General features: G+C 63.1%; 19 protein-coding genes and 1 pseudogene. 11 read left to right on the top strand and 9 right to left on the bottom strand.

Annotated features, from left to right (window positions below):
* Nucleotides 1-7 precede the first annotated feature (7 nt).
* Nucleotides 8-213: pseudogene (locus LB516_RS05560) on the top strand (hypothetical protein).
* Between the two features lie 204 nt (nucleotides 214-417).
* Here the strand turns inward: LB516_RS05560 and LB516_RS05555 are convergent.
* From LB516_RS05555 to LB516_RS05540, 4 genes are all read right to left on the bottom strand, one after another.
* Nucleotides 418-1203 (bottom strand): alanine and proline-rich secreted protein Apa, encoded by a 786-nt coding sequence (locus LB516_RS05555; protein WP_224719086.1) that lies wholly within the window; start codon nucleotides 1201-1203, stop codon nucleotides 418-420.
* A 70-nt stretch (nucleotides 1204-1273) separates the two neighbouring features.
* Nucleotides 1274-1531: a hypothetical protein gene (locus tag LB516_RS05550; protein WP_015318556.1), complete on the bottom strand. Its 258-nt coding sequence runs from the start codon at nucleotides 1529-1531 to the stop codon at nucleotides 1274-1276.
* 351 nt (nucleotides 1532-1882) lie between these two features.
* Nucleotides 1883-2260 carry a TIGR02301 family protein gene (locus LB516_RS05545; protein ID WP_140718306.1) on the bottom strand — a complete coding sequence of 126 codons (378 nt, stop codon included), beginning with the start codon at nucleotides 2258-2260 and terminating at the stop codon, nucleotides 1883-1885.
* Between the two features lie 129 nt (nucleotides 2261-2389).
* Entirely contained in the window at nucleotides 2390-2812 is a 423-nt protein-coding gene (locus tag LB516_RS05540) for an NUDIX hydrolase (protein ID WP_015318554.1), read from the bottom strand.
* Nucleotides 2813-2940: 128 nt separating this feature from the next.
* Between LB516_RS05540 and LB516_RS05535 the strand changes: the two genes are divergently transcribed.
* Nucleotides 2941-3702: an SOS response-associated peptidase gene (locus LB516_RS05535; RefSeq protein ID WP_140663063.1), complete on the top strand. Its 762-nt coding sequence runs from the start codon at nucleotides 2941-2943 to the stop codon at nucleotides 3700-3702.
* A 75-nt stretch (nucleotides 3703-3777) separates the two neighbouring features.
* On the opposite strand, the gene LB516_RS05530 is transcribed toward LB516_RS05535, so the two are convergent.
* Nucleotides 3778-3933 carry a hypothetical protein gene (locus LB516_RS05530; protein WP_015318552.1) on the bottom strand — a complete coding sequence of 52 codons (156 nt, stop codon included), beginning with the start codon at nucleotides 3931-3933 and terminating at the stop codon, nucleotides 3778-3780.
* Between the two features lie 414 nt (nucleotides 3934-4347).
* Between LB516_RS05530 and cysS the strand changes: the two genes are divergently transcribed.
* From cysS to rarD, 8 genes are all read left to right on the top strand, one after another.
* Nucleotides 4348-5799, top strand: coding sequence for a cysteine--tRNA ligase (gene cysS / locus LB516_RS05525; protein WP_224719085.1), 1452 nt, complete (start codon nucleotides 4348-4350; stop codon nucleotides 5797-5799).
* Nucleotides 5800-6079: 280 nt separating this feature from the next.
* Complete coding sequence (locus tag LB516_RS05520) at nucleotides 6080-6484, top strand: endonuclease domain-containing protein (RefSeq protein WP_224719084.1); 405 nt, start codon at nucleotides 6080-6082, stop codon at nucleotides 6482-6484.
* Complete coding sequence (locus LB516_RS05515; protein ID WP_224719083.1) at nucleotides 6481-6867, top strand: VOC family protein; 387 nt, start codon at nucleotides 6481-6483, stop codon at nucleotides 6865-6867. The genes LB516_RS05520 and LB516_RS05515 overlap by 4 nt, the downstream gene beginning before the upstream one ends.
* Before the next feature lie 6 nt (nucleotides 6868-6873).
* A complete protein-coding gene (locus tag LB516_RS05510; protein WP_140663056.1) occupies nucleotides 6874-7365 on the top strand; it encodes a GFA family protein in 492 nt (163 codons plus the stop codon).
* On the top strand, nucleotides 7362-7838 hold the full coding sequence (locus tag LB516_RS05505) for a GFA family protein (protein ID WP_015318546.1): 477 nt from the start codon (nucleotides 7362-7364) through the stop codon (nucleotides 7836-7838). Before LB516_RS05510 ends, LB516_RS05505 begins: the two co-directional genes overlap by 4 nt.
* The gene (gene pip / locus LB516_RS05500; protein ID WP_140823752.1) at nucleotides 7835-8785 is read left to right on the top strand and encodes a prolyl aminopeptidase; all 951 of its coding nucleotides are present in this window, start codon (nucleotides 7835-7837) and stop codon (nucleotides 8783-8785) included. Before LB516_RS05505 ends, pip begins: the two co-directional genes overlap by 4 nt.
* On the top strand, nucleotides 8782-10404 hold the full coding sequence (gene cimA, locus LB516_RS05495; protein ID WP_224719082.1) for a citramalate synthase: 1623 nt from the start codon (nucleotides 8782-8784) through the stop codon (nucleotides 10402-10404). The genes pip and cimA overlap by 4 nt, the downstream gene beginning before the upstream one ends.
* A gap of 83 nt (nucleotides 10405-10487) precedes the next feature.
* Complete coding sequence (gene rarD / locus LB516_RS05490) at nucleotides 10488-11414, top strand: EamA family transporter RarD (RefSeq protein ID WP_140726416.1); 927 nt, start codon at nucleotides 10488-10490, stop codon at nucleotides 11412-11414.
* Here rarD and LB516_RS05485 read toward each other — a convergent pair.
* The 4 genes from LB516_RS05485 to LB516_RS05470 form a co-directional block, all read right to left on the bottom strand.
* Nucleotides 11392-12390 (bottom strand): transporter, encoded by a 999-nt coding sequence (locus LB516_RS05485; RefSeq protein WP_140718330.1) that lies wholly within the window; start codon nucleotides 12388-12390, stop codon nucleotides 11392-11394. The two genes, rarD and LB516_RS05485, sit on opposite strands and share 23 nt — an antisense overlap.
* A 108-nt stretch (nucleotides 12391-12498) precedes the next feature.
* Nucleotides 12499-13281 (bottom strand): glucose 1-dehydrogenase, encoded by a 783-nt coding sequence (locus tag LB516_RS05480; protein ID WP_015318541.1) that lies wholly within the window; start codon nucleotides 13279-13281, stop codon nucleotides 12499-12501.
* A 159-nt stretch (nucleotides 13282-13440) separates the two neighbouring features.
* On the bottom strand, nucleotides 13441-13608 hold the full coding sequence (locus LB516_RS05475; protein ID WP_181166407.1) for a hypothetical protein: 168 nt from the start codon (nucleotides 13606-13608) through the stop codon (nucleotides 13441-13443).
* 83 nt (nucleotides 13609-13691) lie between these two features.
* Nucleotides 13692-14303 (bottom strand): TIGR00730 family Rossman fold protein, encoded by a 612-nt coding sequence (locus LB516_RS05470; protein WP_015318539.1) that lies wholly within the window; start codon nucleotides 14301-14303, stop codon nucleotides 13692-13694.
* Between the two features lie 127 nt (nucleotides 14304-14430).
* On the opposite strand from LB516_RS05470, the gene LB516_RS05465 reads away from it, so the two are divergent.
* Nucleotides 14431-15912 carry a LysM peptidoglycan-binding domain-containing protein gene (locus LB516_RS05465; protein ID WP_224719081.1) on the top strand — a complete coding sequence of 494 codons (1482 nt, stop codon included), beginning with the start codon at nucleotides 14431-14433 and terminating at the stop codon, nucleotides 15910-15912.
* Nucleotides 15913-15923 lie beyond the last annotated feature (11 nt).

Below are 15923 nucleotides of genomic sequence, written 5' to 3'. Positions count from 1 at the left end.
CGCGCCTATGATTGACCCCGTCGAGTTTCCAGAGCTGCAAGCGCTCCTGTGGAATCGCGATGTCGCGCGACTGATTCCGGCCAACGAAGCATTTGCGTTGTACGAGCGCAATTGGCGCTTTGTCGATCAGACACGGCTTACGACGCGCGAGAAATTGCTTATCCAGAACTCGCCAGGGAATTCGGTCACGGTATCCTTCTGACTGCCGGCTGAATTGTCCTCCCGTGGTGTTTTTCGCCTCGTATCTGCAACATCAAACCGGACACGTCGAGTGCGCTAGCGGTGCTATTTCGGTTCTTCGAAACGAAAGCATTCGCATTTGGCCGGATGCCGACGTCAGTGCAAAACCTGCCGGCCCGCTCAAATAGCAACATCGTCCACGATGCTGTTCGCATCCTGGCGCAACCAGGGGGGCCTTCAGTCGCCGGCGACGAAGAAGGTCCATTGCCCGGCTGGCGTGATGCCGACGCGATAGAAGATGTAGGCTCCGAACTGCTTCATGTCGTCGAAATCGCCGGCGGTGACGATCTTGAACAGCTCGACCCGTTGCTTGGCGTCGAGCTTGTCCAGCGGCAGCGCGAAGAAATACGGCCAGACATAGAGGTCCTGTGGCGTGCCTGCATCGACATGGACGTAGCCTGCGGAAAGCACCTCCTCCAGAATGGCCAGGATCTCCTGGCCGTCAGGGTCGCCGGACAGCCCCTTGAGGAAGGTGATGGCGTCGCCGTCGATGTCGGCCAGCGACAGCTGGGTCATGCTGTCGCCCTTGCCGATCAAAGGCCTGAGCTTCTCGATGTCGCCGCTCTTGCAGGCCTCGATGATTAAGTCATGCATGCGCCGCACGGGCTCGGGCAGCTTGCCGAGATCATAGACGACTTCCGGCAGAGGTGCCTCGGGATCGACACGCGGCCTGTTGCTGCCGCCATCCGATGGGCTGTCCGGCTCAGCGGCGTCGGGAGCGGCCGGCTGGCTTGTCGAAGGCGGCGTTCCCACCGGGTCAGGCATGGGAATCGCGCTTCCGGGCGGCGAAACATCGTCCTCCGACGGTGTGGCTGGCGCGGGGAGCTCTTCGCGTTTGATCTCGCTCAGCGCTTGAGCCGGACTGCTGGCCAGGCAAGTCGTGAAGGCAACCGCGGCACAGCAAGCAGCGAGACGGATGTAGAGGCCCACGCCCTTCGGCTTGCCTGACATCGGAAAATTCACTGCCCGTATCTCCCTACTTCCGGGCATGACACCCGAACGGCATTCGATCGTCAGAGAACCTGATATCGGTTCAGTGCCGCAGCCGCTCAGGTTCGAAGGCGCCTGCGATCACCTTCTCGCGCATGCGGTCGAGCAGGGCAAGGGCCGAGGTTTCGCCGTTGGCGCGCAACATTTCACCGAATGCCGTCTCAAGGGCCGCCTCGGCGATGATTTCTGGCTCAATGCCGGCCGAGAGGCCTTCCGCCCAGGCTTCGCTGTGGCTCTCAACCGCCGTCAGGCGCTTCTCTTCCCTGACCAGCGCGTCGATGTCGTTGGCAGCATGTTCCATAAGCGATGTCCACCCTTCCAAGCGGCAACCCATCAGTGTGGATCAGGCTTGATCTGTTCCATTCATAGGCAGCTTCAAGTAAGTATCTGTAAATACGACATTTTTTTGATCGTCATTTACAGGGGCCAAGTGTGTTTGGCGAAGCTGCGTTTCAACCCGGATCAAACTTAGCCGATTAGGCTGGCCTGCGGGGCGAAAACCTTCAGTTTGAGTTAATTGCGCCTTCGCGTGATAACGTTTGATTAACGCTGTTGCAGAAGTGCAACATCAGAATTGCACCAGAATGTGGGCGGCCACAAGCCGGATATATCGAGATCCCTGGCGGCGGGCCTGATATCTGTTGATGAATGCTCAGTTGCCATACCGCGAGGCGATATCGCGCGACAGCGTCTCGCCTTCTTTCATGTAACGGCTGATGGCTTCAGTGGCCGAAGCGGTGCACTGGGTGTAAGTGCCACCGAAGGAACGGTAGCCGCGATTGAAGCTGGCGATGAAGCGGGCGCGGCGCTCTGGGTCCGGGTTTTCCGAATCGAGCAGTTTTTCCATCTCGCCACGCCACTGGTCGCCCTTCTCCCCGCACAGATTGCGCAGGAAATGCAGCGACCCAAGAACTTCCGCCAATCGCATCAGCCCCGGCTCGAACGGCGACTCGGCACTGAAGGCAGGCCGCGCCGGGACGACCGCGCTGACGGCAAGGCAAATGGCAAGGAGCACTGACGGACGGTTCATAAACCTTCTCTGCCTGACGGCTTAGGCCTTGTGGTCTGCCTGATGGCCTGAGACGTCGTGGCTGGCGAGACAACATAAGCCTTGTGACGAAACAATTTGTCGCCTGCAAGGCGGTTTTTCAGTGCTGCGTCAGCGGGCTTGAACGGGACCGAGGAGTTCCTCGGCGACCGCGAACACCGAGCCGGCGAGCGGCAGCAGGGTCATCTCCTTGAGTGTATAGAAGGCGGCTGTCTCGGCGTCGTCGCTGGCCTCGGCCTCGCCACCGGCATAGGTGGCGCCGAAGACCGTGAGGAGATAATCGATCGGATGGCTGTCTAACCTGCCGTCGATGTGGATTTCCCGAAGCGGGCGAAAGCCGGCGGCGCGCAAGCCGGTCTCTTCCATCAGTTCACGCCGTGCCGCGTCCTCCAGCGTCTCGCCGGCTTCGACCTTACCGCCAGGAAAGGCGTAGAGCCCTTGCGAGGGCGAACGCGCCCGCTTGACCAAGAGTACGGTGTCGCCGCGCACGACGGCTACCGAGACGGCCGGAAGTACCTTGCGTGCTGTGTTCATCGATCCCTGATCAACTCATTTGAGACAGCTCTTTTGTGGACCGGCAGCATGGGCAAGCTTTAGCGGTTGCGCAACGCCGGTTCGATCGCCACTTTCAACACCGAACTATTCGAAAGACACAATCGATCATGTGCGGACGTTTTGCCTTGACCGCCACGCCGGACCAGACCGCTGCCTTGCTGGGCCTTGCGGAGCTGGAGGATTTCCCGGCCCGCTACAACATCGCACCGACACAGCCGGTCCTGATGGTGACCGCTGGCGTGCCGCGAGCCCCAGGCTCCAATCTGCCGGACCGGCAGCCGATGCTGGTGCGCTGGGGCCTGATCCCAGCTTGGGTGAAGGACACCAGGGAGTTTCCGCTGCTGTTCAACGCGCGCTCCGAAGGTGCGATCGAGAAGGCCTCGTTCAAGGCCGCCATGCGCCATCGCCGCGCGCTGGTGCCGGCATCCGGTTTCTACGAATGGCGGCAGACCGGAGGCAAGAAGGGGCAACCCTATTGGATCCGGCCCAGGCATGGCGGGTTGATCGCCTTTGCAGGTCTGATCGAAACCTATGCCGAGCCCGGTGGCTCGGAGATGGACACCGGCGCTATCCTGACCGTCAACGCCAACGCCGATATCGCCCATATCCATGACCGCATGCCGGTGGTGGTCGATATTTCTGACTTTGCCCGTTGGCTGGATTGCCGCACGCTCGAACCGCGCGATGTCGTCGATTTGCTGCGGCCGGCGCAGCCGGATTTCTTCGAGGCGATCCCTGTCTCCGACCTCGTCAACAAGGTTGCCAACACTGGACCGGAGATTCAAGAGAGGGGCGAAATCGGGCCGGAACCCGAGAAGGTCAGGCGCCAGAAACCTGGCGCGGACGACAGTCAGATGACGCTGTTCTAGCGAAGCCGGTCGAAGTCTATGTTCAGGACGCCTGTTCTCGCCCTCATCGCCGGCGATTGTGCCAGCCGCGTCATCTCAGGCGGCGCGAGGCGACACGATCTTCTGCGCCGGCTTCTTCTTCTTGGCGGTGTGAAGAAGGGCGGCGACGATGGCGGCCGGGCCGATTGCGCGATAGTGGTTGGCCAGCGCCGGTTGCTTGGCGCGGTTGGCTTCCTGCTTGCTTCGAGGCATGTTTCTCTTCCCTGGTAACATTTCCGTGTCTGCGTTTGCTGGTTGATTCCGACCAAATCGTGACGCGTGGTGATCTAGCCGGCGAATGTTTCATGACTGTGCCGACATGTTTAATAAAATGTTTCACTGACTGATTCCGCATGACCGGGCGATGCGTTTGCCAGCCCTCGCTACCTTTTTCCCGGAATCCGCGACTTGACGGCAACACTGGTCAGGGCGATAAAGCCGCCGATGAAAACGTCTTTCGCCATTTGTGGCATTTGCATTATTGGCTAGCCTCGCGCTGGTCCGGACGTTTTCGCCTCATCTTCCCCAGATTGGACAAACGCCCCGGCCAGCAGGCTGGAACCTGATTTGCGCCTTGGCGCTGGGCTGGCTCCATCCAGACAAGAAGTTCTGAACGGGAAGCATGGAATGTCTGACGCATCAAAGGGCCTGCGCCTCTACAACACGCTGACGCGCACGAAAGAGGGCTTCGTGCCGATCGATCCGCTTGACGTGCGCATGTATGTCTGCGGCCCGACCGTTTACGATTTCGCCCATATCGGCAACGCCAGGCCGGTGATCGTGTTCGACGTGCTGTTCCGCTTATTGCGCCACCTCTACGGCGAGACGCACGTGACCTATGTGCGCAACATCACCGACGTCGACGACAAGATCAACGCGAGGGCGCTGCGCGATTTCGGCGGCGAGATCGCTTCGGGAACCCTTTCGCTCAACGAAGCGATCCGACGGGTGACCGAAAAAACGGCCGACCAGTTCCACAGGGATGTCGCCACGCTTGGCTGCCTGGAGCCGACGGTCGAACCGCGCGCCACCGAATTCGTCGAACCCCGCGCCGACGGCAAGGCTGATATGATCACCTTGATTAAAAGCCTGATCGAACGCGGCCATGCCTATGTCGCGGCAGGCGAAGTTCTGTTCGATACGGCCTCGATGCCGGACTATGGTCAATTGTCGAAGCGCAATCTCGACGAGCAGCAGGCCGGTGCCCGCATCGCCGTCGAGGCCCACAAGAAGAACCCCGGCGATTTTGTGCTGTGGAAACTGTCATCGCCGGAAGAGCCCGGCTGGCAAAGTCCATGGGGCAGGGGCCGGCCCGGCTGGCATATCGAATGCTCTGCCATGTCGGCCGCCTATCTCGGCGAGGTCTTCGACATCCATGGCGGCGGCCTCGATCTGATCTTCCCGCATCATGAGAACGAGATCGCCCAGTCGCGCTGCGCCCACGGCACCGATGTCATGGCCAATGTGTGGATGCACAATGGTTTCCTGCAGGTCGAGGGCCAGAAAATGTCGAAGAGCCTCGGCAATTTCTATTCGATCCACGAATTGCTCGAGACCGAGACCTTCGGCGGCCGCAGATGGCCTGGCGAGGTGCTGCGGCTGGCGATGCTGATGACGCACTACCGCGAGCCGATCGACTTTTCCGTGCGCAAGCTTGAGGAGGCGGAGAACACGCTACGCAAATGGAAACGCGCGTCGGACCTGGCGCCGGCTGCGGGAAGCCAGGTGCCGGCGGAAGTCGTGGAGGCGCTGTCGGATGATCTTGCGACCTACGCGGCCTTCCAGCAACTGACCCAGCTTGCCGGTGAGGCAACCGACTTCAGCGGCGCTGGCGAGAATGGCGCCGCGGCTTCCTTGAAAACCTCGCTCGCGTTCCTCGGTTTCGACGTCGGCGCGGCCAAGGTCGACGAGGCCGCGATTGCGGAAACCATCGCCAGGCGCCTGCAGTTCATCGCCGCCAAGAACTGGGCCGAGGCCGACCGCATCCGCGATGAACTTCTGGCCAAGGGCGTGCAGTTGAAGGATGGCAAGGACCCGGTCACCGGCGAGCGCGTGACGACGTGGGAGGTGAAGCGGTGAGGGTGGCGCCAGGCGCCTTTGCGGTTTTGGCGGGGGCGCCGGTGACAGCCGATCTCCCCCCTTGCGGGGGAGATGTCCGGCAGGACAGAGGGGGGTGTGACGGAACACCGGCGTTTCCGTTTGTTCACCCTCGCCGCAAACATTTATTGAGAAGGCAGTGGTCGCAAGCTGATAGATCGGGGGGACAGCACCCCCCTCTGCCCTGCCGGGCATCTCCCCCGCAAGGGGGGAGATCAGCTCTCGTCGCCGATTTCGCTAATTGCTGGCGAAGGGGTGTTTGATGGGGCACGATCTCGTTCCGTCCCGTCAACGCAAGAACGCAAAATCCATGCGGCGCGTCATGACCGATGCCGAGCTGAAGCTTTGGAATGAGTTTCGTGCTCACCGGCTGATGGGAATGAGCTTTCGGCGGCAGGTGCTGATTGGGCCTTATATCGTAGACTTTGCTTGCTCGGCTCATCGCTTGATAGTCGAAGTTGACGGCAGCCAGCATGCCGACGCGGAACATTCAAAACGCGATCAGGCAAGAAGCGCTTATCTGAGCGCCAGCGGCTGGACCATCCTGCGCTTCTGGAATGTCGACGTGATCCGCGATATCGACAATGTCTGCCAGCACATCGTTATCGCGGCCGGTCTGGCCGGCGCCGAAGTGCCGGAGCCAGCAACGGAGGAGCTCGTTTCATGATCGACCATCTCGGCATCACCGTTTCCGATTTCGATGCCTCCAAGGCTTTCTACGACAAGGCGATGGCGCCGCTGGGTGGCTCGCTGCTTTATATGGTGCCGCAGGAATACACTGGTGGCGCCAAGGTCGGCGGCTATGGCCGCGACCGGCCGGTGTTCTGGTTGAGCGCGGCCAGGGAAAAGCCCCGAGATCATCAGCACGTCGCCTTCACCGCGCGCAGCCGCGCCGAGGTCGACGCCTTCCACGCCGCCGCCCTTGCAGCCGGCGGCAAGGACAATGGCGGACCGGGCCTGCGTCCGCACTATCACCCCAACTATTACGGCGCCTTCGTCCTCGATCCCGACGGCAACAATGTCGAGTCGGTCTGCCATGATCCGGAGTGAAAACCGATGAGCCTCGACAACCGGCCAGTCTACACAGGCGGCTGCCAGTGCGGTGCGGTGCGCTTCCGCGTCGAAGGCGCGCTCGGCGACGCCTCGGTCTGCCACTGCCGCATGTGCCAGAAGGCCAGCGGCAATTTCTACCTGCCGCTGGTCTCGGTGCGCGGCGCCAAGGTCGACTGGACGCGCGGCGAACCCAAGCGGTTCCGTTCCTCCAATGCAGCATGGCGCGGTTTCTGCGCCGAATGCGGCACGCCGCTGACCTTCGAGGCGCCCGACGGCATGGCTCTGGCGATCGCCGCCTTCGACGATCCGGCTGGTATCGCGCCGACCATCCAGTGGGGCACGGAAGCAAAACTGCCCTATGTGGATTCCATTCCGCGATTGTCGGGCGAGGACACGATGGCGGATATCGGCTCGGCTCCTTATCTCGCCGAGCTCGTCTCCTATCAGCATCCCGACCACGACACCGACCAATGGCCGCCGGAGGAAAGACCATGACCGAAACTGTCCGAACCGGCGGCTGCCAATGCGGCGCCGTGCGCTTCCGCATTAAGGGGGCGCTGGGACGTGCGTCCATCTGCCATTGCCGCATGTGCCAGAAACAGTTCGGCTCCTTCTTCGGCGCGCTGGTGACGGTACCCAAGGATGGCGTCGAATGGACCCATGAAGAACCAAGTTATTTCCAGTCTTCGGTCAACATCGATCGCGGCTTCTGCGCCCGTTGCGGCACGCCGCTGACCTACCGGCAGCCCGGCGGGCTCGAGATCGCCATCGGCGCCTTCGACGACCGCTCGGATCTCGCGCCGCGGATCCAGGTCAACTATGCGGCACGGCTGCCTTGGGTCGAGACGATCTTCGACCAGCCTGTCCACCAGGATCCCGATTATTACGCCCGGCAGGAGCAGATCATCTCCTTCCAACACCCCGATTACGAAACGGCCAACTGGCCGCAACAGGGCCTGAAAATATGAGCTTGCGCACCCTCTACCCGGAAATCGAACCGTTCGACTCGGGGATGCTCGATGTCGGCGACGGCCATATGGTCTATTGGGAGCGGTCGGGCACCAAGGGCGCCAAGCCGGCCGTGTTCCTGCACGGTGGACCGGGCGGCACCATTTCGTCAAAACACCGGCGGCTGTTCGACCCCAAGCTCTACGACGTCATCCTGTTCGATCAGCGCGGCTGCGGAAAATCGACGCCGAACGCCTCGCTGGAGGCCAACACGACATGGCATCTCGTTGCCGACATCGAGCGACTGCGCGAAATGGCCGGCTTCGACAATTGGCTGGTGTTCGGCGGTTCCTGGGGCTCGACGCTGGCGCTCGCCTATGCCGAGACACACCCTGATCGCGTCAGCGAACTGGTGGTGCGCGGCATCTACACGCTGACCCGCGCCGAGCTCGAATGGTACTATCAATTCGGCGTCTCGGAGATGTTCCCCGACAAATGGGAGCGTTTCCTGGCGCCGATCCCGCAGGCCGAGCGCGGCGACATGATGGCAGCCTACCGCAAGCGGCTGGTCGGGTCCGACCGAAAGGTGCAGATCGAGGCCGCCCGCGCCTGGAGCCTGTGGGAAGGCGAGACGATCACGCTGCTTCCTGAACCCGAAACCAGCGGTCCGTTTGGCGAGGACGACTATGCCGTCGCCTTCGCCCGCATCGAAAACCACTATTTCGTCCATGCCGGCTGGCTCGAGGAGGGACAGTTGCTGCGCGATGCCGGGAAGCTCAAGGACATCCCCGGCACCATCGTCCACGGCCGCTACGACATGCCGTGCCCGGCGCGCTACGCCTGGGCGCTGCACAAGGCCTGGCCGAAGGCGGACTTTCATCTGATCGAAGGCGCCGGTCATGCCTATTCGGAGCCCGGCATCCTCGACCGGCTGATCCGCGCGACGGACAAGTTTGCGGGCAAATGACGATGAGCCGCGCGCGCCTCTATCTCTTCGACACCACGCTCCGCGACGGCCAGCAGACGCCGGGCATCGACTTTTCGGTCGAGGACAAGATCGCGATTGCCAAACTGCTCGACGAGTTCGGCTTCGACTATGTCGAAGGTGGTTATCCCGGCGCCAATCCGACCGACACTGCATTCTTCCAGCAGAAGCGCACGGCACGCGCAAAATTCGTTGCGTTCGGAATGACCAAGCGGGCCGGGGTCTCAGCCTCTAACGATCCGGGGCTGGCGGCGCTTGTCCAATCGAAATCGGACGCCATCTGCTTCGTCGCCAAGAGCTGGGACTACCATGTTCGCGTGGCGCTCGGTTGCACCAACGAGGAGAACCTCGACTCCATAAAAGTGTCCGTCGAGGCATCGGTCGCTTCGGACAAGGAAGCGATGGTCGATTGCGAGCATTTCTTCGACGGCTTCAAGGCCAATCCGGACTATGCGCTCGCTTGTGCGAAAACGGCCTACGACGCCGGTGCGCGCTGGGTGGTGCTTTGCGACACGAATGGCGGCACGCAGCCCTCGGAAGTGCGGGCAATCGTCGAGAAGGTTATCGCCGCGGGCATTCCGGGAGAGCATCTCGGCATCCATGCCCATGACGACACCGGCCAGGCGGTGGCCAATTCCCTTGCCGCCGTCGAGGCCGGCGTGCGCCAGATCCAGGGCACGCTGAATGGCATCGGCGAACGTTGCGGCAACGCCAATCTGATCTCGATCCTGCCGACACTGGCGCTGAAGCCGGCTTTCGCCGACCGCTTCGAGACGGGAATCTCAGCCGAAGCGCTTACCGGCATTTCGCGCCTGTCGCGCGCCTTCGACGAATTGTTGAACCGCGCTCCGGAAGCGCAGGCGCCCTATGTCGGCTCCTCCGCCTTTGCCACCAAGGCGGGTATCCACGCTTCGGCGCTGGCCAAGGAGTCGGCGACCTATGAGCATGTGGAGCCGCAAGCCGTGGGCAACCGCCGCCGCGTCATGGTCTCCGACCAGGGCGGCAAGGCCAATTTCCTCGCAGAGTTGAAGCGGCGCGGCATCGATGTGCCGAAGGACGACCATCGGCTCGACGCCCTGATATCGGTGGTCAAGGAGCGTGAGGCCTCGGGCTACGCCTATGAGGGCGCCGACGCCTCCTTCGAACTCCTGGCGCGCAAGATGCTGCATGGCCTGCCCGAATTCTTCCACGTCACCTCGTTCCGCTGCATGATTGAACGCCGCTTCGATGCCAATGGCCAGTTGAAGACGGTGTCGGAAGCAGTGGTCAAGGTGCTGGTCGAGGGCGAGGAGAAGATGTCGGTGGCCGAGGGCCATGGCCCCGTCAACGCGCTCGACATTGCGCTGCGCAAGGATCTCGGCAGATACCAGAACGAGATCGCGGATCTCGAGCTTGCCGACTTCAAGGTGCGTATCCTCAATGGCGGCACCGAGGCCATCACCCGCGTGCTCATCGAATCGCATGACGGTACCGGTGCGCGCTGGTGGACGGTCGGGGTCTCGGAAAACATCATCGACGCCTCGTTTCAGGCGTTAATGGATTCGATCGTCTACAAGCTGATGAAGAATCGCGAGATGGCGGGGCTGGTGGCGGCGGAGTAAGTTTGAACCATCAGCGAAAGTCCATTGATCCATCAGAACTTTGCGATGGTCTTGCCAAGATTACTGGGCCATAGCGTTGGGCCATGGCCGCTGAAGCAATTACCCCCGATGCAGAATCGAAAGCCCGCCGCGGCTTCTTGCTGGCGCTGGGTGCCTATCTCTTGTGGGGGTTGCTGCCCTTCTACATGAAGGCGGTGGCGCATCTGCCGCTTGCCGAGGTGATTGCACACCGCATCGTCTGGTCGGTGCCGATTGCCGCGGCGGTCCTGGTCTGGGCCGGCCGCACGGCCGACTTCAAGGTGGCGATCCGCTCGTCTCGCACCATCGCCATGGCGGGGCTGACGGCGGCGCTGATCTCGGTCAACTGGGGCATCTATGTCTGGGCGATCGCGGTCGACCGCACCGTCGAGACGGCATTGGGCTATTACATCAACCCACTGGTGAACGTCGTGGTCGGCGCACTGCTGCTCGGCGAGCGGCTCGACCGGTTGCAGATCGCGGCGGTGGTGCTTGCGGCGGTCGCCGTCGCCGTGCTGACAATCGACGGCGGCAAACTGCCCTGGGTGTCGCTGGCATTGGCGTTTTCCTTCGCCGCCTACGGCTTCTTCCGCAAGACGCTGCCGATCGGTCCCAGCCAGGGCTTCCTGCTCGAAGTGCTTTTGCTGTCGGTGCCGGCGCTGGGCTACATCGTCTTCCTTATCGCCACCGGACAGGACCATTTCGTCTCCAGCAATGGCACCGACACCGCGCTGCTCATCGGCTGCGGGCCGGTGACGGCCGTGCCGCTGCTGCTGTTCGCCTTTGGCGCCAAGCTGCTGCGCCTCTCGACCATCGGCATCATGCAGTACATAGCGCCGACCATGGTGTTTCTGATTGCCGTGCTGATCTTCGACGAGCCGTTCGGCACCACGCAGGCCATCGCCTTTGCCCTGATCTGGGCGGCCCTTGCGGTCTATTCCTGGTCCATGCTGGCGACGGCGCGCCGGGCTACATCTGCCCGAGCCGCCTGACAAAAAGATAGGTCACGCCCGCGATCAGCAGCGACGCGCCCGTGATTACCCAAAAACCCAACGGGGTGTTGACCAGCGGCAAACCGCCGACATTCATGCCGAACAGGCCTGAGATGATGGTCATCGGCAACAGCACCGCCGTCATCACCGAGAGCACGTAAAGCAGCCGGTTCGACTGCGTCGTCAGCTTGGCCATCAGCTCGTCCTGTAGCAGCCGCGTGCGCGCCTGCAACTGCTCGCCGTCATAGTGCAGTGTCTGTGCGCGGTGCGAAAGCCGCGCCGCCATGTCGTTGATCGAATCCGGCAGGTCGTTGCGGTGCGAATGGTCGAGATGGCGAAACAGGTTGGTCAGCGTCGCCATCTGCCGGTGGATGACCACCAGATGCCGGCGTGCATCGACCAGCGCCTGCCGCTCATTGTGCCATGCGTCGCAGACGATGCGGTCCTCAATGCCGTCGAGACTGTCGCTGAGTGCCGCGAGTTCCGTCGCCATCCCGTCGAACGACTGGCCGACGACAGCCTCGATCAGCTCGGCCGGAGACCGGAACTTGCGCGATCCGTTCTCGATCGCCTTGCGGATGTTGTCGACCGATTGCAGCGGCTGCTTGCGGGCGCCGACCAGCATCGTGTCGTTGAGGGCGAAGCGGAAATGACCAAGCCCGCCGGCTTCCGCCGAATAATCATGGCGCAGGTCCGGCAGATCGCCATAGAGCCAGTCATCCTCGAGGTCGATGTGGCAGCCATGACTGGCGGTCAGGAAGGCTTCGCGCACCGGTGCCGGCAAGGCCTGATCGGCGCCGATCTCGTGGCGGGCGCGCATGTCGGAAAGCTGGTAGCTGCGCCATGTCCAATGCGCTGCGGCGGTATCCCTGGTCCGCACCCCCTCGGTGGTAAAGTGGTAGATGAAGAACAGACCGTGCTCATCGGGCAGGTAAGGCGACAGGTCAGTGCCCTCGGAGGGGATGGCGATGTTCATGGCGGCTTCGCCGGTCTCTGATGCGGTCGGGGTCGCGGGGGCGGCCAAGCGCGATTTCTAGCACGGCATCCCCGATTTAGTGTGACTGTTCCGTGACGGCGTGCCCCCTTACAGGACGCTGGTGATCCCGCCATCCACCAGCAGCGTCTGTCCGTTCACGAAACTGGCGGCGTCGGACGCCAGGAACACGGCAGCGCCCGCGAGTTCCCTCACTTCGCCCCAGCGCCGCATCGGCGTGCGGCCGGTCAGCCAGGCGGAGAATGTCTCGTCGGCGACCAGCGCGGCGTTGAGCTCGGTCTTGAAATAGCCCGGCGCGATGGCGTTGATACGCACGCCGTGCTGGCCCCATTCGCCGGCCATCGACTTGGTCAGCATGGTGATGGCGCCCTTGCTCGCCGCGTAGGGCGCGATCGAGGGGCGGGCGAGCACGCTCTGCACTGAGGAGACATTGATGATCGACCCCCTTTGGCGCGCGATCATGCCCTTTACGACGGCCCGGCTCACCTTGAACACGCCGTCCAGGTTGGTGGCCATCAGCGCGTCCCAGTCGGCGTCGCTGAAGGTCTCCAACGGCGCCCGTCGCTGGATGCCGGCATTGTTGACCAGGATGTCTATCGGTGCGGTGCCGGTTTCCGCCGCCGCGATTGCCTGGTCGACCGACTGGGTGTCGGTTACGTCGATCACCGCTTCCGTGATCGAATGGCCCGCGGTGCGCAACTTGTCCGCGGCCGCTTTGAGATCGTCGGCCTTGCGGCCGCCGATCGTGACGCGCGCGCCGGCGCTCGCAAGCGCCTCCGCGAAGGCGAGGCCCAGGCCACGGCTGGCGCCGGTTATGAAGGCATGCTTGCCTTCGAGGCCGAACAGTTGGCCGAGATAGTCGGTCGAATGCAATTTGCACCTTCATCGATTGCGATTTATCGCCCGTCAGTCGAAGGCTCGTTCGGCCCTTGGCAAGCGGCAGCGCCAGCGTGCCGCGTGGCTTGATGAGATGCAAGGCGCTTGTCGGCCTGGCGGTCCTGCTGACGACCTCGATTGTCGCGGCCGTCGGCCTCAGCGCTTCGGCCCAAATCCCCGATAGGGATTGAGTGGCACGATCGCGGCAATGTCCATCATGCCAGCCTTGACCAGTGGCAAGGTTGCGAGATGGCCGCGCACATCGGCATCGCTGCCGACTTCGAACATCATGCCGCTGCCGGGAATGTCGCCGACCTGGGGCAAGCTGCTCGGAGGGAGTAGGGAGCAGGCAGTAGGGGGAAGTGTACGCTCCGACACTGCAAACCTACTGCTCTACTCCCGTAACCTTACATCTTGTCGATCACCGACTGGACGCCCTCGGTCGGTGCGTCGACCGAGGAGCCGGCGACCATGATGGCGGCGACGATGGCCTCGGGGTCGTTGACGACCAGCGGCTTCACACGCTGCGCGGTATGAATGAAGCCTTCCGCCGCCATGTGATCAAGCAACGCCGTCATCGGATCCCAGAATCCGTTGACGTTGCCGAAGACGATCGGTTTGCGGTGATGGCCAAGCTGCGCCCAGGTCATGATCTCGACGATCTCCTCGACTGTGCCGATGCCACCAGGCAGCGCCACAAAGGCGTCGGATTTCTCGAACATCTTGTGTTTGCGCTCGTGCATGTTGTCGGTGATCGACAACTCGTCGAGCCGGTCAAGCGCGGTTTCGGTTGCTTCCTTGTTGATCAGGAAGCGCGGAATGATGCCCGTCACCTTGCCGCCGGCCTTGAGCGCGCCTTCGGCGACGGCGCCCATAATGCCTTTGGTGCCGCCGCCATAGACCAGCCGCAGGCCTGCCTTTGCAATTGAGCGTCCAAGCAGGTGGCCGGCCTTGACATAGATTTCATCGCGGCCCGGAGATGAGCCGCAATAGACGCAAACGGATCGAATCGTGTTCATGCCGATGATTGGTGATTGGGTCTGAAAGCGCGGTCAAGCCCTAGGGTTGAGAAGGCCGGGCTTTTTCTTGTCGGTCATGGCAAAACACGCTAGACCGGCGTTAGGTGGCTAAGGGGCAGGGAAATACATGGCAATCAATCCATTGAAGGCGTTCTTGTTCGCGGCGGGTGGGACCGTCGCGGCCGCGGGAACCGCCTATGTGTCGGGCGCACTCGACCCGTATCTTCATCGCACACCGCCGGCGGAAGTCGCGGCGTTGACGCCGCCCGCGGCGCCGAAGCCGGCCGATCCTGGCACGGAAGGGCGCCTGCCGGCTCCGGCGATGCCGGCCGCGTCGGGCGCGGCACCTCAGGCGACGGCCCCGGCAGCACCTGCAACCGACGCTGCGGCGCCTGCGGCGCCCGCGACGGGGGATCCGATCGCGCCGACTTTCGATGTCGTACGGGTCGAGAGCAACGGCTCGATCGTCGTTGCCGGCAACGCGGCGCCCAACTCGAAGGTCGAAATTCTCAACGGCGCGACGGTGATCGGCTCCACGGTTGCTGGTCCCGATGGCGCCTTTGTCATCGTGCTCGAAGACCCGCTGAAGCCCGGCGACTATACGATCGCCCTGCGTTCGACGGTTGGCGCGGTCGTGACCGCCTCGGCGCAGACCGCAGTCGTCTCGGTGCCCGCGAATGCAGCTGGCCAGGTGCTGGCCATGGTCGAGGAGCCGGGCAAGCCGGCCGAACTGCTGACCGTTCCGGCATCTGAGTCAAAGCCGGCGCCGGCAACCGGCGACCAGGCTGCCGCTCCTGCTGCTGAAGCGCCCGCCGCGCCGGCGACGGCCACGCCAGCCGTGGTTGAAGCAAAACCCACTCCGGCGGCACCGGCCGCGCCCGCGGCAGCCGTGGCCGAACCAAAGATCGTGGTCGAGGCAGTCGAGATCGACGGCAACAAGATCTTTGTCGCCGGCCTCGCCGATCCGGGCCGCAAGGTGCGCGCCTACGCCAACGACATCCTGCTCGGCGACGCGCAGACCTCGTCGGACGGCCATTTCCTGGTCGAGGCGACGCGCGATATTCCGGTCGGCAGCTATACCATCCATGTCGACGGCCTCGATGCCGATGGCGTGAAGGTGGTGGCCCGCGCCGCGGTGCCCTTCGAGCGCGAACCGGGCGAGGCGGTCGCCGCCGTTGCCCCCGCCGAGACCAAGCCCACCGAGACCAAGCCCGCCGAGGCCAAGCCCGCGGCGCCCGCTGTTGCCGCCGCTGCTCCGGGCGAGACCGCGCCGGCTCCCGCCGCGCCAGCCACCGAGGCTCCGGCTAACGTCGCAGCAGCCACGCCGCCAAGCGACGTGCCCGAAATCGTGTCGCCCAAGCTCGAACATGCCGACAGCGCGGTCATCATTCGGCGCAACGACACACTGTGGCGGATCTCACGGCGCGTCTATGGTCACGGCGTGCGCTACTCCACCATATACCTCGCCAACCAGGACCAGATCAGGAATCCGAACCGCATCTGGCCGGGGCAGGTGTTCAAGGTTCCGGAAAAGTCGAAGGAAGGCGAAGCCGCCGACCTCAAGGCAATGGGCGAGCAGGCGACGACCGCACCGATGAAGACGGAATAGGGATAGACCGG

Source organism: Mesorhizobium sp. CO1-1-7 (assembly GCF_020164885.1).
Taxonomy (GTDB): Bacteria; Pseudomonadota; Alphaproteobacteria; order Rhizobiales; family Rhizobiaceae; genus Mesorhizobium; species Mesorhizobium australicum.
The sequence above is the reverse complement of the archived record's forward strand: the minus strand, read 5'-3'. Positions and strand labels throughout refer to the sequence as shown.